Origin of the sequence: Enterobacter cloacae complex sp. 2021EL-01169, assembly GCF_020733125.1 — a bacterium.
Classification (GTDB): domain Bacteria; phylum Pseudomonadota; class Gammaproteobacteria; order Enterobacterales; family Enterobacteriaceae; genus Enterobacter; species Enterobacter roggenkampii.
Map to the genome: position 1 here is coordinate 1 of NZ_JAJFTC010000007.1, position 16102 is coordinate 16102.

The 16102-nt window shown below is 57.6% G+C and carries 16 protein-coding genes; 5 read left to right on the top strand and 11 right to left on the bottom strand.

Going from position 1 to position 16102, the window contains the following annotated elements; genetic code table 11:
• The coding region (locus LLF79_RS16775) for a zinc-binding dehydrogenase (protein ID WP_227879925.1) at positions 1-530 on the top strand (530 nt) is incomplete at its 5' end.
• Positions 531-584: 54 nt separating this feature from the next.
• Here LLF79_RS16775 and nadR read toward each other — a convergent pair.
• The 3 genes from nadR to serB all read right to left on the bottom strand — a co-directional run bounded on the left by nadR (position 585) and on the right by serB (position 4281).
• Positions 585-1817: a multifunctional transcriptional regulator/nicotinamide-nucleotide adenylyltransferase/ribosylnicotinamide kinase NadR gene (gene nadR, locus LLF79_RS16780; protein ID WP_006810194.1), complete on the bottom strand. Its 1233-nt coding sequence runs from the start codon at positions 1815-1817 to the stop codon at positions 585-587.
• A gap of 35 nt (positions 1818-1852) precedes the next feature.
• Positions 1853-3238: a DNA repair protein RadA gene (radA, locus tag LLF79_RS16785; protein WP_003856523.1), complete on the bottom strand. Its 1386-nt coding sequence runs from the start codon at positions 3236-3238 to the stop codon at positions 1853-1855.
• Between the two features lie 74 nt (positions 3239-3312).
• Complete coding sequence (gene serB, locus LLF79_RS16790) at positions 3313-4281, bottom strand: phosphoserine phosphatase (protein ID WP_008502066.1); 969 nt, start codon at positions 4279-4281, stop codon at positions 3313-3315.
• 117 nt (positions 4282-4398) lie between these two features.
• On the opposite strand from serB, the gene LLF79_RS16795 reads away from it, so the two are divergent.
• Both LLF79_RS16795 and lplA read left to right on the top strand, forming a co-directional pair.
• Complete coding sequence (locus LLF79_RS16795; RefSeq protein WP_227879927.1) at positions 4399-5043, top strand: YtjB family periplasmic protein; 645 nt, start codon at positions 4399-4401, stop codon at positions 5041-5043.
• A gap of 39 nt (positions 5044-5082) precedes the next feature.
• On the top strand, positions 5083-6099 hold the full coding sequence (gene lplA, locus LLF79_RS16800; protein ID WP_039023920.1) for a lipoate--protein ligase LplA: 1017 nt from the start codon (positions 5083-5085) through the stop codon (positions 6097-6099).
• A gap of 85 nt (positions 6100-6184) precedes the next feature.
• Here lplA and deoD read toward each other — a convergent pair whose 3' ends face one another.
• The 4 genes from deoD to deoC all read right to left on the bottom strand — a co-directional run bounded on the left by deoD (position 6185) and on the right by deoC (position 10488).
• The gene (gene deoD, locus LLF79_RS16805; protein ID WP_003856538.1) at positions 6185-6904 is read right to left on the bottom strand and encodes a purine-nucleoside phosphorylase; all 720 of its coding nucleotides are present in this window, start codon (positions 6902-6904) and stop codon (positions 6185-6187) included.
• A 103-nt stretch (positions 6905-7007) separates the two neighbouring features.
• Positions 7008-8231, bottom strand: a complete 1224-nt coding sequence (deoB, locus tag LLF79_RS16810; RefSeq protein WP_023326663.1) for a phosphopentomutase — start codon at positions 8229-8231, stop codon at positions 7008-7010.
• Positions 8232-8284: 53 nt separating this feature from the next.
• Positions 8285-9607, bottom strand: a complete 1323-nt coding sequence (gene deoA, locus LLF79_RS16815; RefSeq protein WP_032635526.1) for a thymidine phosphorylase — start codon at positions 9605-9607, stop codon at positions 8285-8287.
• A 101-nt stretch (positions 9608-9708) separates the two neighbouring features.
• Positions 9709-10488, bottom strand: a complete 780-nt coding sequence (gene deoC, locus LLF79_RS16820) for a deoxyribose-phosphate aldolase (RefSeq protein ID WP_003856543.1) — start codon at positions 10486-10488, stop codon at positions 9709-9711.
• 262 nt (positions 10489-10750) lie between these two features.
• On the opposite strand from deoC, the gene LLF79_RS16825 reads away from it, so the two are divergent.
• Entirely contained in the window at positions 10751-12298 is a 1548-nt protein-coding gene (locus LLF79_RS16825) for a YjjI family glycine radical enzyme (protein WP_227879929.1), read from the top strand.
• On the top strand, positions 12273-13133 hold the full coding sequence (locus LLF79_RS16830; RefSeq protein ID WP_227879931.1) for a YjjW family glycine radical enzyme activase: 861 nt from the start codon (positions 12273-12275) through the stop codon (positions 13131-13133). Before LLF79_RS16825 ends, LLF79_RS16830 begins: the two co-directional genes overlap by 26 nt.
• On the opposite strand, the gene LLF79_RS16835 is transcribed toward LLF79_RS16830, so the two are convergent.
• From LLF79_RS16835 to osmY, 4 genes are all read right to left on the bottom strand, one after another.
• Positions 13128-13910 carry a TatD family hydrolase gene (locus tag LLF79_RS16835; RefSeq protein WP_227879936.1) on the bottom strand — a complete coding sequence of 261 codons (783 nt, stop codon included), beginning with the start codon at positions 13908-13910 and terminating at the stop codon, positions 13128-13130. The two genes, LLF79_RS16830 and LLF79_RS16835, sit on opposite strands and share 6 nt — an antisense overlap.
• Positions 13907-14959 carry a patatin family protein gene (locus LLF79_RS16840; protein WP_008502074.1) on the bottom strand — a complete coding sequence of 351 codons (1053 nt, stop codon included), beginning with the start codon at positions 14957-14959 and terminating at the stop codon, positions 13907-13909. The genes LLF79_RS16835 and LLF79_RS16840 overlap by 4 nt, the downstream gene beginning before the upstream one ends.
• A gap of 120 nt (positions 14960-15079) precedes the next feature.
• Positions 15080-15241 (bottom strand): DUF1328 domain-containing protein, encoded by a 162-nt coding sequence (locus tag LLF79_RS16845; protein ID WP_003856556.1) that lies wholly within the window; start codon positions 15239-15241, stop codon positions 15080-15082.
• 127 nt (positions 15242-15368) lie between these two features.
• On the bottom strand, positions 15369-15986 hold the full coding sequence (gene osmY / locus LLF79_RS16850) for a molecular chaperone OsmY (RefSeq protein WP_008502075.1): 618 nt from the start codon (positions 15984-15986) through the stop codon (positions 15369-15371).
• Positions 15987-16102 lie beyond the last annotated feature (116 nt).

Here is a 16102-nt window from a genome sequence, read left to right on the forward strand (position 1 = left end):
GGGTGGGATCGCTGGCGATCCCGTTTGCGAAGCACAACAGCAAGGTAAAGGTGATCGCAACCGCGTCCCGAGAAGATTCCGCCCGGTGGTGCCGCGATCGCGGTGCAGATGTGGTGGTGAACTACCGCGATCTGAAAGGCGAACTGGCGAAGCACGGGCTGACCTTTGTGGATTACATTTTCATCCTCAACGACACCGACGGTCACTGGGATGCGGTCAGCGACCTGATTGCACCGCAGGGGCATATCTGTTCTATCGTGGAGAATGAACACCCGCTGAACCAGGACAAGCTGAAGTCGAAATCCGCCGCCCTGCACTGGGAATTTATGTACACCCGCAGCATGTACCAGACCGCTGATATGGCGCGTCAGGGAGAGATCCTGGACGAAGTCGCGAAGCTGGTGGATAACGGCGTGGTCGAAAGCTCACTGAGTGAAACGCTGCACGGGCTGAGCGTGGAAAGCATTACCGAGGCGCACCGCAAGGTGCTGGACGGGCATATGCGTGGGAAAGTGGTGGTTGAGTTCTGAGTGGACTGATTCCCTCACTCCGGCCCTCTCCCAAAGGGAGAGGGCGGTTAACGCTTACCCCTGCTCCCCCATCATCTCCTTCACCAGTTCGACGCAGCGCAGGAAACGGGAGTCGTAGTCTGACTCTTCAACGTGCACAAACTCAACGTTGTTTTCGTTGAGCATCTCCACCAGCATGGACTGGAATTCCCGCCTGTCCACCGAGCTGCCGAGGCTGCGCATGCCGTCGGCCACCCACGGGGTGTTGTTTTCCAGCAGGATCACCAGGTCAAAGCGATATTCGTCAATCAGCGCCTGCACGAACGGGTGCTCGCGCCCTTCGTATTTTTTGCAGAACGCCTGGGTGGTGACAAAATCGGTATCGATAAACGCCACCTTGTTGGCGTATTTCACCGCGAAATCAATGTACTGAGCGTGACCGAGCGCGATTTTGTCGTAGTCGGAATACTGCAGCGCCATCTCGTCGCCACCCAGGTGCGAGAAGACATAGTCACGGCCGTACTCCCACGCGCTGGTGGTGTTGAAGATGTTCGCCAGCTTGTTGACCAGCGTCGATTTACCGCTCGACTCGCCGCCCAGGATCGCGACGGTGCGCACAAAGAACGGCTTCACTTCGGTCGGAATGTAATCCCAGTAGCGGAACGGGTTTTCGCGGATCTGCGCCCCGCTGATGTTCATGAAGGTGCGTTTCGGGTCGATCAGCACCGTCTCGATGCCCAGATGCTCGCGGAACTGCGGCGCGTCGGACTCTTCAGAGGTGTAGATCCAGTTAGGCGCAATGCCCTTCTCTTCCATAAACGCTTTGATGCCGTTGCTCCACACGTCCCAGCCGTGCGGGTACGGCTCCATACCCTCTTCGTTAAAGGCATGAATGCGAATGTTTTTCTGGTACTTGAAGGTCTGAAGCAGCCAGCGCAGACGGTCCGGCACGGTCGGCTGCTGCGACATGGCGCTGTCTTCAAACAGCTGACGATCGCGGGTTTCGTCGTACCCCATGATGATGTGCAGCTCGTCCACCTGGCTACAGGCGCGCTGGATCAGATAGATATGCCCGGTATGTAGCGGGTAAAACTTGCCGAACACCACGCCGATGTTCTTTTGCATACGCGGGAATTCCAGCCCCAGAAAGCGGTGCAGCGCTTCCAGCTTCTGCGCGCTGGGGCTTTTGATTTTGGCGTTCAGCAGTTGGCTCAGGTAGCCTTTGGTCATGCCGCTGGCGTCTGCCACCTGCTGCAACGTGCAGCCTTTCTGGCGGATAGCGGTCTTGATGTAGTCAAATGATGACATAAATTACGGTGCCTCCTGCAAAATCGAATACGTAATTATAAGTCGTCAAAGACATTTAACGCATCTGCGAGTTTCTTCACGCCAAAAACCTGCATCCCTTCCGGGATTTTTTTCGGCACGTTGGCGGCGGGAACGATCGCGCGACGGAAACCGTGTTTTGCCGCCTCGGAGATTCGCTCCTGCCCGCTCGGCACCGGACGGATTTCCCCGGCAAGGCCCACTTCGCCAAAGACGACCAGATCCTGCGGCAGCGGTCTGTCGCGCAGGCTGGAGACCATCGCCAGCAGCAGCGCCAGGTCTGCGCTGGTCTCGGTGACTTTGACGCCGCCGACCACGTTCACGAAGACGTCCTGATCCGCCATCTGCAGCCCGCCGTGACGGTGCAGCACCGCCAGCAGGATTGCCAGGCGGTTCTGTTCCAGACCGACCGCCACGCGCCGCGGGTTGCCCATCATCGAGTGATCCACCAGTGCCTGAATTTCGACGAGCAGCGGGCGCGTCCCTTCCCACAGCACCATCACCGAACTGCCGGAGGTGATCTCATCTCCCCGGCTCAGGAAGATGGCCGACGGGTTGCTGACTTCGCGCAGCCCCTGTTCGGTCATGGCAAACACGCCCAGTTCGTTAACCGCCCCAAAGCGGTTTTTATGGCTGCGCAGGGTACGGAAGCGAGAGTCTGCGTCGCCGTCGAGCATCACGGAGCAGTCGATACAGTGTTCAAGCACCTTCGGTCCCGCCAGCGAGCCGTCTTTGGTCACGTGACCCACCATCACAATCGCCACGCCGCGCGTTTTGGCAAAGCGCGTCAGGTAGGCCGCGGTTTCACGCACCTGCGCGACGCTGCCCGGCGAGGACTGAATGTCCGCCATGTGCATCACCTGGATGGAGTCGATCACCATCAGCTTCGGCTGCTCTTCTTCGGCGATCATGCAGATCTGCTCGATGCTGGTTTCCGACAGCATGTTCAGGTTGCCGGTCGGCAGGCCCAGGCGGTGCGCGCGCATCGCCACCTGCTGGAGTGATTCTTCGCCCGTGACGTACAGGGTTTTCATCTGTTCGGCGAGCTTGCAAAGCGTTTGCAGCAGCAGAGTCGATTTACCCGCGCCCGGGTTACCGCCGATCAGGATCGCGCTGCCCGGCACCACGCCGCCGCCGAGCACGCGGTCAAATTCCTTGAAGCCGGTGGAGAAGCGCGGCAGCGCCTCCAGGCTGATGTCTGAAAGTTTTTGTACCTTCGACACGCCCGCATTGCCCGCATAGCCACTCAGGCGTTCATTGCGCGCCACGCTCGGCGAAGCCGCCACACCACGCACTTCGGTGATGGTGTTCCAGGCATGGCAGGCGCTACATTGCCCCTGCCAGCGCGGATAATCCGCACCACATTCATTACAGACAAATGCGCGTTTTGGAGCTTTCGCCACGGTTTACCTCGTTATTTCTCTGCGGCCTGCGAGCCGGGTGGCGCTTACGCTTACCCGGCCTACAAAGCAGACCGTTATTTCTGATTAAGGCTGCCGGAGAGAATGCAGAACACCCCCATCAGGTCAGCGTGACGGATAGTCACTTCCGTCTTTTCATTCACTTTTGGCTTGGCATGGTAGGCAATGCCCAGACCGGCCGCTTTGATCATCGGCAGGTCGTTCGCGCCGTCCCCGATAGCGACGGTCTGGACAACCGGAATCTCATATTTTTCCGCGAGGCGCGTCAGCGTATTGGCTTTGTACTGGGCATCCACAATATCGCCGATCACCTGGCCGGTCAGCTTGCCGTCCATGATCTCCAGCTCGTTGGCCACCACGGTGGTCAGATGCAGTTTTTCCCGCAGATAATCCGCGAAGAAGGTGAAGCCACCGGAGGCGATCGCCACCTTCCAGCCGAGGGACTGCAGCTTCAGCACCAGCTGCGTCAGCCCTGGCATCAGCGGCAGCACGTCGCGCACCTGGCGCAGAATGTTGGCATCGGCCCCTTTCAGGGTCGCCACGCGCTGGCGCAGGCTGGCGGTGAAATCCAGCTCACCGCGCATCGCACGCTCGGTGACTTCCGCCACCAGCTCGCCGCTGCCCGCCAGCTTCGCAATTTCGTCGATACACTCGATCTGAATGGCGGTAGAGTCCATGTCCATAACCAGCAGGCCCGGCGTTTTCAGGTGTGGAATTTTACCCAATGGCGCGACGTCCAGCCCGGCGTCATGCGCCAGGCGCGTGGCGCGCTGCGTCAGAGAGCCCGCCAGGCGAATGACCTGGTAGTCTTCCACGCACCAGGCGGCGACGATGACCATCGCGGCTCCCAGTTTGGTTTGATACTGGGTCAGGCGTTGCTTATCCAGACCGCGTCCGTACAGCAGCCAGCCGCTACGACCGGCGTGGTAATCCAGAGGCATCACCTCATCGCCACTTAAAGAGAGCGGCAATCCTGGCCATAAAGAGACATCCGTTGGCAGGTCACACCAGGTAATGTTCGGCATTAAAGCTCCTGTAATTTCGTTCGCGCCGGAAGGTTGCAGAGGGAAAATAACGCATGAGGCTACCCTGTAACCATCACTTCTGGCAACATTAAGCCGTAAATTTTCAGCAGGTGGAATATGGCTCGCGCAAAACTGAAATTCCGGCTCCATCGCGCCGTGATTGTCCTTTCCTGTCTCGCACTCTTAGTGGTGCTGATGCAAGGGGCATCGTGGTTTAGCCAGAACCATCAACGGCAACGCAACCCGCAGTTTGAAGAGCTGGCCCGCACGCTGGCACGCCAGGTCACGCTCAACGTCGCGCCGTCCATGCGTAACGAAACGCCTGACGAGAAGCGGATAGGCCAGGTTTTACGCATGCTCACGGAGAACAGCCGCATTCTTGATGCCGGTGTCTATGATGAGCAAGGCAACCTGATTGCCCGCGCGGGTGAGCACGTCGACGTGCGAGACAGGCTGGCGCTGGACGGCAAAAAAGCCGGCGGCTACTTCAACCAACAGCTTGTTGAACCTATTCAGGGGAAGAATGGCCCGCTGGGCTATCTGCGCCTCACCCTTGATACCCACACCCTGCCCACTGAAGCCAAACAGGTCGATAATACCACCAACATTCTACGCCTGATGCTGCTGCTTTCACTCGCCATCGGCGTTGTGCTGGCGCGTACCCTGCTTCGCGGCAAGCGCACGCGCTGGCAGCAATCCCCGTTCCTGCTGACCGCCAGCAAATCCGTCCCTGAAGACGAAGAGAGCGAGAAGAAAGAATAGTGATAAAGTAGGCGGATGATTCGGAAAAGGAACTCTGCCATGTCGACGTTACGCCTGCTTATCTCTGATTCTTACGATCCCTGGTTTAACCTGGCGGTGGAGGAGTGCATCTTCCGCCAGATGCCTGCCACCCAGCGCGTACTGTTTCTCTGGCGCAATGCCGATACGGTGGTTATTGGTCGTGCGCAAAACCCGTGGAAAGAGTGCAACACCCGCCGTATGGAAGAGGACAACGTCCGTCTGGCGCGCCGCAGCAGCGGCGGCGGCGCGGTATTCCACGATCTAGGCAATACCTGCTTTACCTTTATGGCGGGCAAACCGGAATACGACAAAACCATCTCAACGTCCATCGTCCTCAACGCGCTCAATTCGCTCGGCGTGACGGCTGAAGCCTCCGGACGTAACGATCTGGTGGTCAAAACGCCCGATGGCGACCGCAAGGTATCCGGCTCTGCCTATCGCGAAACGATGGATCGCGGATTCCACCACGGTACCCTGCTGCTGAACGCCGATCTCAGCCGTCTGGCTAACTACCTTAATCCAGATAAGAAAAAGCTTCAGGCTAAGGGCATCACCTCCGTGCGCGGGCGCGTGGCGAATCTGGTGGAACTGCTGCCCGGGATTACTCACGAGCAGATTTGCGATGCGATTCGTGAAGCCTTCTTCGAACATTACGGCGAGCGGGTAGAAGCTGAAGCGATCTCCCCTGACAAAACCCCGGACCTGCCCAACTTCGCGGAAACCTTTGCGCGCCAGAGCAGCTGGGAGTGGAACTTCGGTCAGGCCCCTGCCTTTTCCCATCTGCTGGACGAACGGTTTACCTGGGGCGGCGTGGAGCTGCACTTCGACGTGGAGAAAGGCCATATCACCCGCACGCAGGTCTTTACGGATAGTCTCAATCCGGCACCGTTAGAGGCGTTAGCCGCTCGTCTGCAGGGCTGTTTGTATCGGGCGGATATGTTGCAGCAGGAGTGTGATGCGCTGATCGGCGATTTTCCGGAGCAGGAAAAAGAGTTAAGGGATTTGTCAGCATGGGTTGCACAGGCCGTGCGCTAGTAAAAAAGCCCGCTTGCGCTGCGCTTAGCGGGCTTACAAAACCGTAGGCCGGGTCAGGCGAGGCCGCCACCCGGCATAACAGCTCTTACTCTTTATCGCCCAGCAGAACGGATTCCAGCGCGATTTTGATCATGTCGTTGAAGGTGGTCTGACGCTCGGCAGCGGTAGTCTGCTCGTGGGTACGGATATGGTCAGATACGGTGCAGATGGTCAGCGCTTTCGCACCGAATTCAGCCGCTACGCCGTAGATACCGGCCGCTTCCATTTCCACGCCCAGGATGCCGTATTTTTCCATCACGTCGAACATGTCGCCTTCTGGCGAGTAGAACAGATCGGCAGAGAACAGGTTGCCCACGCGCGCGTCAACGCCCAGCGCTTTTGCCGCGTCAACCGCGTTACGCACCATGTCAAAGTCAGCGATGGCCGCAAAGTCATGATCCTTAAAGCGGATGCGGTTGACTTTAGAGTCGGTACACGCGCCCATGCCGATCACCACGTCACGCAGCTTAACGTCCATACGCACCGCACCGCAGGAGCCCACGCGGATGATTTTCTTCACACCGAAATCGGTGATCAGCTCTTTGGTGTAGATGGAGCAGGATGGGATACCCATGCCGTGGCCCATAACGGAGATTTTGCGGCCTTTATAAGTACCCGTGAAGCCCAGCATGCCGCGAACGTTGTTCACTTCACGCACGTCTTCCAGGAAGGTTTCTGCAATGTGCTTCGCGCGCAGCGGGTCGCCCGGCATCAATACGACGTCAGCGAAATCACCCATTTCTGCATTAATGTGAGGAGTTGCCATCTTCAGTTCCTTTTAACTTGTTGTTTTTGCCGGGTGGCGGCTACGCCTTACCCGGCCTACAAAACCGTAGGCCCGGTAAGCGAAGCGCCACCGGGCAATGACATCAGAACATGGCCTTGCCATATTCCATGTCAGACGTACCAAAGTATTTCGCCAGGGTCTGGCCAATGTCCGCGAAGGTTTCACGGTGACCCAGCGAACCCGGCTTCACTTTCGGGCCGTACACCAGCACCGGAATGTGCTCACGGGTGTGATCGGTACCGGTCCAGGTTGGATCGCAGCCGTGGTCCGCGGTCAGGATCAGAATGTCATCTTCACCCACCAGCTCCATCAGCTCCGGCAGGCGGCGGTCGAACAGCTCAAGACCCGCAGCATAACCCGCTACGTCGCGACGGTGACCCCAGGAGGAGTCGAAGTCGACGAAGTTGGTGAAGACAATGGTCTTGTCGCCCGCTTCTTTCATCTCTTTGATGGTGGCATCGAACAGCGCATCGAGTCCGGTCGCTTTGACCTTTTTGGTGATGCCGCAGTTAGCGTAGATATCCGCGATTTTGCCCACGGACACCACGTGGCCGTCTTTCTCATCGACCAGCTTCTGCAGCACGGTTGGCGCCGGCGGCTCAACGGCCAGATCGTGACGGTTACCGGTACGCTGGAAGTTACCCGCCTTGTCGCCGATAAATGGACGCGCGATCACGCGGCCAATGTTGTAGCCGCCTTCGGTCAGCTCTTCACGGGCGATTTCGCACAGCTCGTAGAGTTTATCCAGGCCAAACGTCTCTTCGTGGCAGGCAATCTGGAACACGGAGTCAGCGGAGGTGTAGAAAATCGGCTTGCCGGTTTTCATGTGCTCTTCGCCGAGCTGGTCCAGAATCACGGTACCGGAGGAGTGGCAGTTGCCGAGATAGCCCGGCAGGTTGGCACGCTTCACTAGCTTATCGAGCAGCTCCTGCGGGAAGCTGTTCTCGTGATCGGAGAAATAACCCCAGTCGAACAGCACCGGCACACCGGCGATTTCCCAGTGGCCAGACGGGGTGTCTTTACCGGAGGAGAGCTCGTGCGCCCAGGCATAGGCGCCCACCACTTCCGCGTTAGCATCCATACCGGCTGCGATTTTACCGGTAGAACCTTCATGCGCTTTCACCAGCCCGAGGCGGGTCAGGTTAGGTAGAGTCAGAGGGCCTTTACGACCGTTATCCGCTTCGCCTTTCGCACAGGCTTCCGCGATGTGACCCATGGTATCGGAACCCACGTCACCAAAACGTTCCGCATCTTCGGTTGCGCCGATGCCGAATGAGTCCAGCACCATAATAAATGCACGTTTCATAATTGTTCTCCGTACGTAGTGCTTCAAAAATTATCGATCAGATCAGTATACCGCTATTCGGTGATACGGCGATAGACAGTCGGTGTGGTTTCCGGCGCTTTATTGTCAAGCGTAATAGCCGCCTTCACCGCTTTCGCCGCTTCCTGCCAGCTGGCTTCATCTTTGGCGTGGATCACCGCCAGCGGACGTTGGCCGTCAACGCTGTCGCCCAGACGGGCCATATCGGTGAAGCCGACGCTGTAATCAATGGTATCTGACGCCTGACGACGGCCGCCGCCCATAGACACGACCGCCATACCCAGCGCGCGGGTATCCATTGCCGAGACAAACCCTTCGCTGTCGGCATACACCGCTTTGCTGAGCGTCGCGGTCGGCAGGTACTTCGCATAGTTTTCGACGAAGTCGGTCGGGCCTTTCTGCGCCGCAACCATGCGGCCAAAGATCTCCGCCGCTTTGCCGTTGTCCAGCACCGCCTGTAGCTTCGCGCGGGCGTCAGCGTCGTCTTTGGCCAGCTTGCCGGAGATTAACATCTCCACGCACAGCGCCATGGTGACGTCGAACAGACGCGGGTTGCGGTATTCGCCCGTCAGGAACTGGACGGCTTCACGCACTTCGACGGCGTTACCGGCGCTGGACGCCAGCACCTGGTTCATGTCGGTGAGCAGTGCGGTAGTGCGCACGCCCGCGCCGTTGGAGACGCCAACGATCGCTTCGGCCAGCGCCTCAGAGAGTTCATAGGTTGGCATAAACGCGCCGCTGCCTACCTTCACGTCCATCACCAGCGCGTCCAGCCCTTCTGCCAGCTTCTTCGCCAGGATAGAGGCGGTGATCAGCGGGATGGAGTCAACGGTCGCGGTGATGTCGCGGGTCGCGTAGAAACGCTTGTCTGCCGGAGCAAGAGAGCTGGTCTGGCCGATAATCGCCACACCAACGTCTTTAATAATGTCGCGGAAGCGGTTGTCATCCGGGAAGATATCGAAGCCCGGAATGGCTTCCAGTTTGTCGAGCGTACCGCCGGTGTGGCCCAGGCCGCGCCCGGAGATCATCGGAACGTAACCGCCGCAGGCGGCCACCATGGGGCCAAGCATCAGGGAGGTCACGTCGCCCACGCCGCCGGTGGAGTGTTTATCCACAATAGGGCCGTTAAGGTTGAGGCTTTTCCAGTCCAGAACGGTTCCTGAATCTCGCATCGCCATGGTCAGCGACACGCGCTCAGGCATCGACATATCGTGGAAGAAAATGGTCATCGCCAGAGCCGCAATCTGCCCTTCTGAGACGGTGTTATCACGAATGCCGTTGATGAAGAAGCGGATCTCTTCGTCGCTTAATGCATGACCATCACGTTTTTTACGAATAATTTCTTGTGCGAGAAACACGGTAACCCCCATGAGGAATCGGGTGAATGGTGGCGGGTACGGTTTACCCGACCACGATCCGGGTAGGCCGGGTAAGCGTAGCGCCACCCGGCAATTCAAACTTAGTAGCTGCTTGCGCTCTTACCGTCGCCGTGACCCAGCGCTTTCAGCAGGCTGGCCAGCAGGCTGGAGGCGCCGAAGCGGTAGTGACGGGAATCGGCCCAGTCGGCGCCGAACAGTTCGTCGGCAATCGCCAGGAACTGCTGCGCGTCTTCCGCGGTACGCACGCCGCCCGCAGGTTTGAAGCCAACGGTTTTGGACACGCCCATGTCGCGGATCACTTCCATCATGATGCGCGCGCTTTCCGGGGTCGCATTTACCGGTACTTTACCGGTAGAGGTTTTAATGAAATCCGCACCGGCTTTGATGGAGATTTCAGAGGCTTTACGAATCAGCGCCTCTTCTTTCAGCTCGCCGGTTTCGATGATCACTTTCAGCAGCACGTTTGCCGCCGCACACGCGTCTTTACAGGCCTTCACCAGGTCAAAACCGACCTGCTCGTTGCCGGCGATCAGCGCGCGGTACGGGAACACCACGTCCACTTCGTCTGCGCCGTAGGCAATCGCCGCGCGGGTTTCTGCCAGCGCAATCTCGATATCATCGTTGCCATGCGGGAAGTTAGTGACGGTTGCAATGCGCACGTCCGGGGTGCCCTGCTCTTTCAGCGTCTTACGGGCAATCGGGATAAAGCGCGGGTAGATACAGACGGCTGCGGTGTTGCCCACCGGCGTTTTCGCCTGATGGCACAGAGCGATGACTTTCTCATTGGTGTCGTCATCGTTCAGGGTAGTCAGGTCCATCAGTTTCAACGCGCGCAGGCTGCTTGCAGTTAAATCGGTCATAACATTCTCCAACGGCAGTGCCGTATAAATTTTACCTTGCGGGTCTGTGAGTATTCTAACATCCACCCGCATCCACACTTCGACATTCATCACAGTTAATGAAAACTGCGTGCAAATTTGCATTGCTGTAATGCGATCTTCTTCAAACTTTAGCGCGCATATTGCGGACTAAAGCAGCGATACCCCCTGTCGGATCAAAAGTGCCGACAGGCAGGCTTTCTACAATCCGTTCATCATCCGCAGAACACTCAAGGAAGCGAACATGTCCCACTCCAGCCCCGACGCCCTGCAACAACGTTGCCAGCAGATTGTGACAAGCCCGGCGTTATCCCCGGAACAAAAACGTCATTTTCTGGCGCTGGAAGCGGAAAACTACCTGCCGTATCCGGCACTTCCTGAAGCTGCGCGCGCCGCGCTGGACGAGGGGTTCATCTGCGACATGTTCGAAGGCCATGCGCCTTACAAACCCCGTTACGTTCTGCCGGATTACGCAAAATTTCTGGCTAATGGTTCAGAATGGCTGGAGCTGGAAGGGGCAAAAGATCTCGACGACGCCCTCTCACTGTTAACCATCCTCTACCACCATGTTCCGTCCGTCACATCGATGCCGGTCTATCTCGGTCAGCTTGATGCGTTGCTGCAACCTTATGTTAGAATTCTAACACAAGAAGAAATCAATAGCCGAATAAAACGTTTCTGGCGCTATCTCGACCGTACGCTGCCCGATGCCTTTATGCATGCCAATATCGGGCCGGAAGATACCCCCGTCACGCGCGCCATTCTGCGTGCCGATGCAGAGCTGAAGCAGGTCGTGCCGAACCTGACCTTTATTTATGACCCAGCGATCACCCCGGATGATTTGCTGCTTGAGGTGGCGAAAAACATATGTGAATGCAGTAAACCGCATATTTCTAATGGCCCGGTGAATGATAAAATTTTCACAAAAGGCCATTACGGCGTAGTGAGCTGTTACAACTCCCTGCCTCTGGCAGGCGGTGGCAGCACCCTGGTGCGCCTCAACCTCAAGGCCATCGCCGAACACAGTACGTCAATGGAAGACTTCTTCAGCCGCGCCCTCCCGCATTACTGCCAGCAGCAAATGGCCATCATCGATGCCCGCTGCGATTTCCTGTATCAACAATCCGGCTTCTTTGAGAATAGCTTCCTGGTGAAAGAGGGGCTGATTGATGCCGATCGGTTTGTGCCAATGTTTGGCATGTACGGCCTGGCAGAAGCGGTAAACGTGCTCTGTGAGAAAGCCGGGATGACTGGGCGTTACGGCAAAGACGAGCAGGCCAACGCGCTGGGCTATCGCATCAGCGAACAGCTTGCGGCGTTTGTCGAAAACACGCCGGTGAAACACGGCTGGAAGCAGCGCGCGATGCTGCATGCGCAGTCGGGGATCAGCTCCGATTCGGGCACCACGCCGGGCGCGCGCCTGCCCTACGGCGACGAGCCGGATCCCATCAGCCACCTGCTGGCGGTGGCGCCGCACCACAAGCACTACGCTTCCGGGATCAGCGATATTTTGACGCTGGATGAGACGGTAAAACGTAACCCGCAGGCGGTGGTCCAGCTCTGTCTCGGCGCGTTCAGGGCGGGGATGCGCGAGTTTACCGCCAACGTCGCGGGTAACGATCTGGTGCGCGTCACCGGTTATATGGTGCGGTTGTCAGATCTGGAGAAGTACCGGGAAGCCGGATCGCGCACCAATACCACCTGGCTGGGTGAAGAAGCCGCGCGCAATACCCGTATTCTGGAACGTCAGCCGCGCGTGATAAGCCATGAACAGCAGATGCGCTTTAGTTAGTCAGGTCATCCCTTTTTCCTGCGTGGACGGGCCGGGCAGCCGCCTGGCCCTGTTCCTGCAGGGCTGCAACCTGCGCTGTAAAACCTGCCACAACCCGTGGACGATCGGCCGCTGCAACGACTGCGGGGACTGCGTGCCCCACTGCCCGCACGACGCGCTGACCATACAGGCGGGACGCGTCTGGTGGCAGGAGAGTGACTGCCAGCAGTGCGACACCTGCCTGCTCCTGTGCCAGCAGCAGGCAACGCCCATGGCGCACCGCCTGAGCGTGGAGGAGATCCTTTCACAGATCCGCAAATCCGCACCGTTTATCGAGGGGATCACCGTGAGCGGCGGTGAGGCCACAACGCAATTACCGTTTTTAGTGACGCTGTTCACCGCGATCAAAGCCGATCCCGACCTGAATCATCTGACCTGCCTGGTCGACAGCAACGGTTTGTTAAGCGAAACCGGCTGGCAAAAGCTGCTGCCGGTACTGGATGGCGCGATGCTGGACCTGAAAGCATGGGGGAACGAACACCACCGCTTCCTGACCGGGCGCGAAAACCCGCAGATCAAGCAGAGTATCCGCTGGCTGGCAGATCGTAATCGTTTAACGGAGCTCCGCCTGCTGGTGATTCCGGAACAGTGTGATTATCTGGAACATCTGAAGCCGCTGACGGCGTTTATCCACGGGCTTGGAAACGTGCCGGTGCGCCTCAACGCGTTTCATGCGCATGGCGTGTACGGTGAGGCGGCGTCATGGCGCAGCGCCACGCCGGAAGACGTTGAACCGCTGGCGCGGGCGCTGGAAAAACAGAAGATAACGGTGATCCGTCCGGCGCTTTATCTATAGCGTGATGCCAAATACCGAACGCGTATTTTCCAGCAGCGCACCGGCTATGGCCTCTTCAGTCTCTTTTCGCAGTTCGCACAGGGTGGCAAACACGCGCGCCGCCTGTTCCGGACGATTCGGCTGGCCCTGAAAACCGTTCAGCGGCATGTCCGGCGCGTCGGTTTCCAGCAGAAGCGCCGACAGCGGCAGCTGTGCCATCACGTCCCGGGTTTTGCTGGCGCGCGGATAGGTGATGGTGCCCCCAACGCCGATTTTGTAGCCCAGCTCGATAAAACGCTGCGCCTGCTGCAGGCTGCCTGAGAAACCATGCACGACGCCCTTACGCGGCAAATCGATACGCTTCAGGTGCATTGCCAGCTTATCGTGTGTGCGTCTTGAATGAAGGATCACCGGCAGATCGTGACGCTTCGCCAGCCTGAGCTGCGCGTCGAGGATCGTCTGCTGGCGCTCAAAATGCGGATGCTCGCGATAAAGATCGAGGCCGATCTCACCGATGGCGACAAGCTTGTCGCCTGCGGTCTGCACTATCTCATCAAGTCGCTCAATGTCCTCATTCCGATGCCGCTCAATCACGATCGGATGCAGGCCGAGCGCCGCATAGAGCGCAGGGTGACGCGTGGAAAGATCCAGCACGCGGGAAAAGTAAGCCGCTTCCACTGAAGGCACAATAATGGCCTGAACGCCTGCCTCGGCCGCTTTCGCAATGCTTTGCTCTTCATCTCCCGTAAACGGCGGGAAATCAAAGTGGCAATGGGTATCGACAAAGCGGTGCATCACGCCAGATCCTCGTTATCCAGTAAAGCGTCATTCGCCTGCGGAATGTCCACCAGGGGCACCGTCAGGGCGTCGTTGGCGACAATCGCAGGCGGCGTAATAATGCGTTTATGACGATGAAGCGGCGGCTGCTCCGCCAGCATTTTACCCACCGTCGCCAGGAAGTAGCGCCCACACAGCCGCCCCGTTTTGTAATCCATGCGCAGCGCAGGAACGCGACTGCCCAGCGCCATGCTCAGCAGCGGCTTAGGCGGATAGATTTCAAAAATACGCAGCTTGCCCGGCGGTTTCTCAATGAAGCGCTGCATCGCGCCGTAGGTGGTTTCATGCTGCTTCGCGATGTTCACCAGCGGCTGCAGGCTGCTGTCGCCCAGCCAGCGCTCCATCCGCTTAAACCACTGCGGGGTGTAATACATTTGCGACGGTACGGTACGGATCACCACAATGGTTTTCGCCCCGCGACGGGCGGCTTCCTGCACCGGCACCGCGTCACTGATCCCCCCATCCAGATAGCTAATACCGTCCAGCAGGGCACCGGTACGATAAAAGCCGGGGATCGCGCTGGAGGCACGGATAATGTCCAGCCAGTTCTCTTTCTGAGGCGAAAAATAGCCCGGGGAATAGTCATCGCCCCGGCTGGCGCACATCCAGAATTCTTTACCGCTATCAAACAGACGGGCGGCAGTATCCATGGCCAGCGGCATCTGGCTGGAGGTTGACTCCAGCAGCCAGTCGAGATCGATCAGGTTGCCGCCGCGCACAAACCGCACCGGGTTAAAAAATTCTTTCGCCGTGGTGTAGCGCATGATGACCTTTCGCGCGTAGCCGGGCTGGTTACAGACATAGGCAGAGAGGTTCTGCGCCCCGGCAGAGGTGCCGAAGTAAAGGTCAAAGGGGTTGAACTGCGCGCGCATAAATTCGTCCAGCACGCCAGCGGTGAAAATGCCGCGCTGTCCGCCACCCTCGCAGACCAGCGCGAGTTGACCCGCGCGAAACGGTTTTAACGTCAGCGGCGCAATGTTGCCGAGCGTAACGGGAATTCGTTGCCCCACCTCTGCTTTCCTGTTTTGATTATTTTATAACACCACAGTAACGCACCCGACCTGTTACGCAAATAAGAAAAAGCCAGTCACAGTGACTGGCTTTATTTTGTTGAAGGAATATTGCGTTTGCTATGGACGTCGACGCCCTGTAAACAGGCTGACCAGGAACAGAATAATACCCACAACGAAGACAATTTTAGCTGCCCATGCCGCTGTACCTGCCAGTCCACCAAAGCCCAATGCGGCGGCAATTAACGCGATAACCAGAAATATAATGCCCCAACGAAACATAAGCTTCTCCTTTACCATAGTTAATGTCGGCCGCTAAACGTGAGCGCTCAGGTCACTCACCGGCGTTTTTCCAGAGTCGTTCTTATTTCGCCCGCAGGGTTTAGCCAGACGGGCGAATGGTCGAGATTTACTTCGTTTTCAGATCGTTTTTAACACTTTTCACACCATCAATCGCTTTCGCGATGGACTCGGCACGTTCACTTTGCGCCTGCGAATCTACCGTACCGGAAAGCTGAACCACGCCATCGGTGGTTTCCACTTTCACCTTACGGGACGGCACGATGTCATCTGCTAAAAGTTTAGCTTTGATTTCGCTGGTGGTGGCTGCATCACCGGCATAACCTTTCACCGACGCGTTTTTGCCGTCACGCACGTGCAGCTTATCGCTGACGGAGGCGACGCCTTCGACGCCTTTCGCCACTTTCACCGCCTGTTCAGCCTGAGCCTGGCTTTCAACAAAGCCGCTCAGCGTGACCACTTTCTTGTCGGTCTTAACGGAAATATCGGTGCTCTTGATGGCTTCATCATCCACCAGTGCGGCCTTCACTTTTGCTGTGATAGAGCTGTCATCCATGAAATTGCCGACTTTATTCATAGAGCTATCGATTTTTTGCCCTGCGCTATCGGCCGTGGATTGTGCTTTATCCATGGTGCTGCTTTCCGCCAGGGCGGAGCCGCTCACCAGAACGCTACCCAGTGTTACAGCCAGCAGAGTTTTAGAAATCTTCAGTCTTGTCATATTCATCGATCTATTCCTGTGTTGACCCGTTATTCGGGCTACGTACTTCCTTATTAGTGATATATATTGCGAATAAACACGCGAGCAAAATGGATAACCTAAAGTCATGCATTGAACAGTTA

What these genes read in the sequence shown, in the direction of transcription:
- LLF79_RS16825 (WP_227879929.1), top strand. Translation starts at nt 10,751, where the DNA reads ATGTCCCACTCCAGCCCCGACGCCCTGCAACAACGTTGCCAGCAGATT.
- LLF79_RS16795 (WP_227879927.1), top strand. Translation starts at nt 4,399, where the DNA reads ATGGCTCGCGCAAAACTGAAATTCCGGCTCCATCGCGCCGTGATTGTC.
- deoC (WP_003856543.1), bottom strand. Translation starts at nt 10,488, where the DNA reads ATGACCGATTTAACTGCAAGCAGCCTGCGCGCGTTGAAACTGATGGAC.
- serB (WP_008502066.1), bottom strand. Translation starts at nt 4,281, where the DNA reads ATGCCGAACATTACCTGGTGTGACCTGCCAACGGATGTCTCTTTATGG.
- LLF79_RS16845 (WP_003856556.1), bottom strand. Translation starts at nt 15,241, where the DNA reads ATGTTTCGTTGGGGCATTATATTTCTGGTTATCGCGTTAATTGCCGCC.
- deoD (WP_003856538.1), bottom strand. Translation starts at nt 6,904, where the DNA reads ATGGCAACTCCTCACATTAATGCAGAAATGGGTGATTTCGCTGACGTC.
- osmY (WP_008502075.1), bottom strand. Translation starts at nt 15,986, where the DNA reads ATGAATATGACAAGACTGAAGATTTCTAAAACTCTGCTGGCTGTAACA.
- LLF79_RS16830 (WP_227879931.1), top strand. Translation starts at nt 12,273, where the DNA reads ATGAACAGCAGATGCGCTTTAGTTAGTCAGGTCATCCCTTTTTCCTGC.
- nadR (WP_006810194.1), bottom strand. Translation starts at nt 1,817, where the DNA reads ATGTCATCATTTGACTACATCAAGACCGCTATCCGCCAGAAAGGCTGC.
- lplA (WP_039023920.1), top strand. Translation starts at nt 5,083, where the DNA reads ATGTCGACGTTACGCCTGCTTATCTCTGATTCTTACGATCCCTGGTTT.
- deoB (WP_023326663.1), bottom strand. Translation starts at nt 8,231, where the DNA reads ATGAAACGTGCATTTATTATGGTGCTGGACTCATTCGGCATCGGCGCA.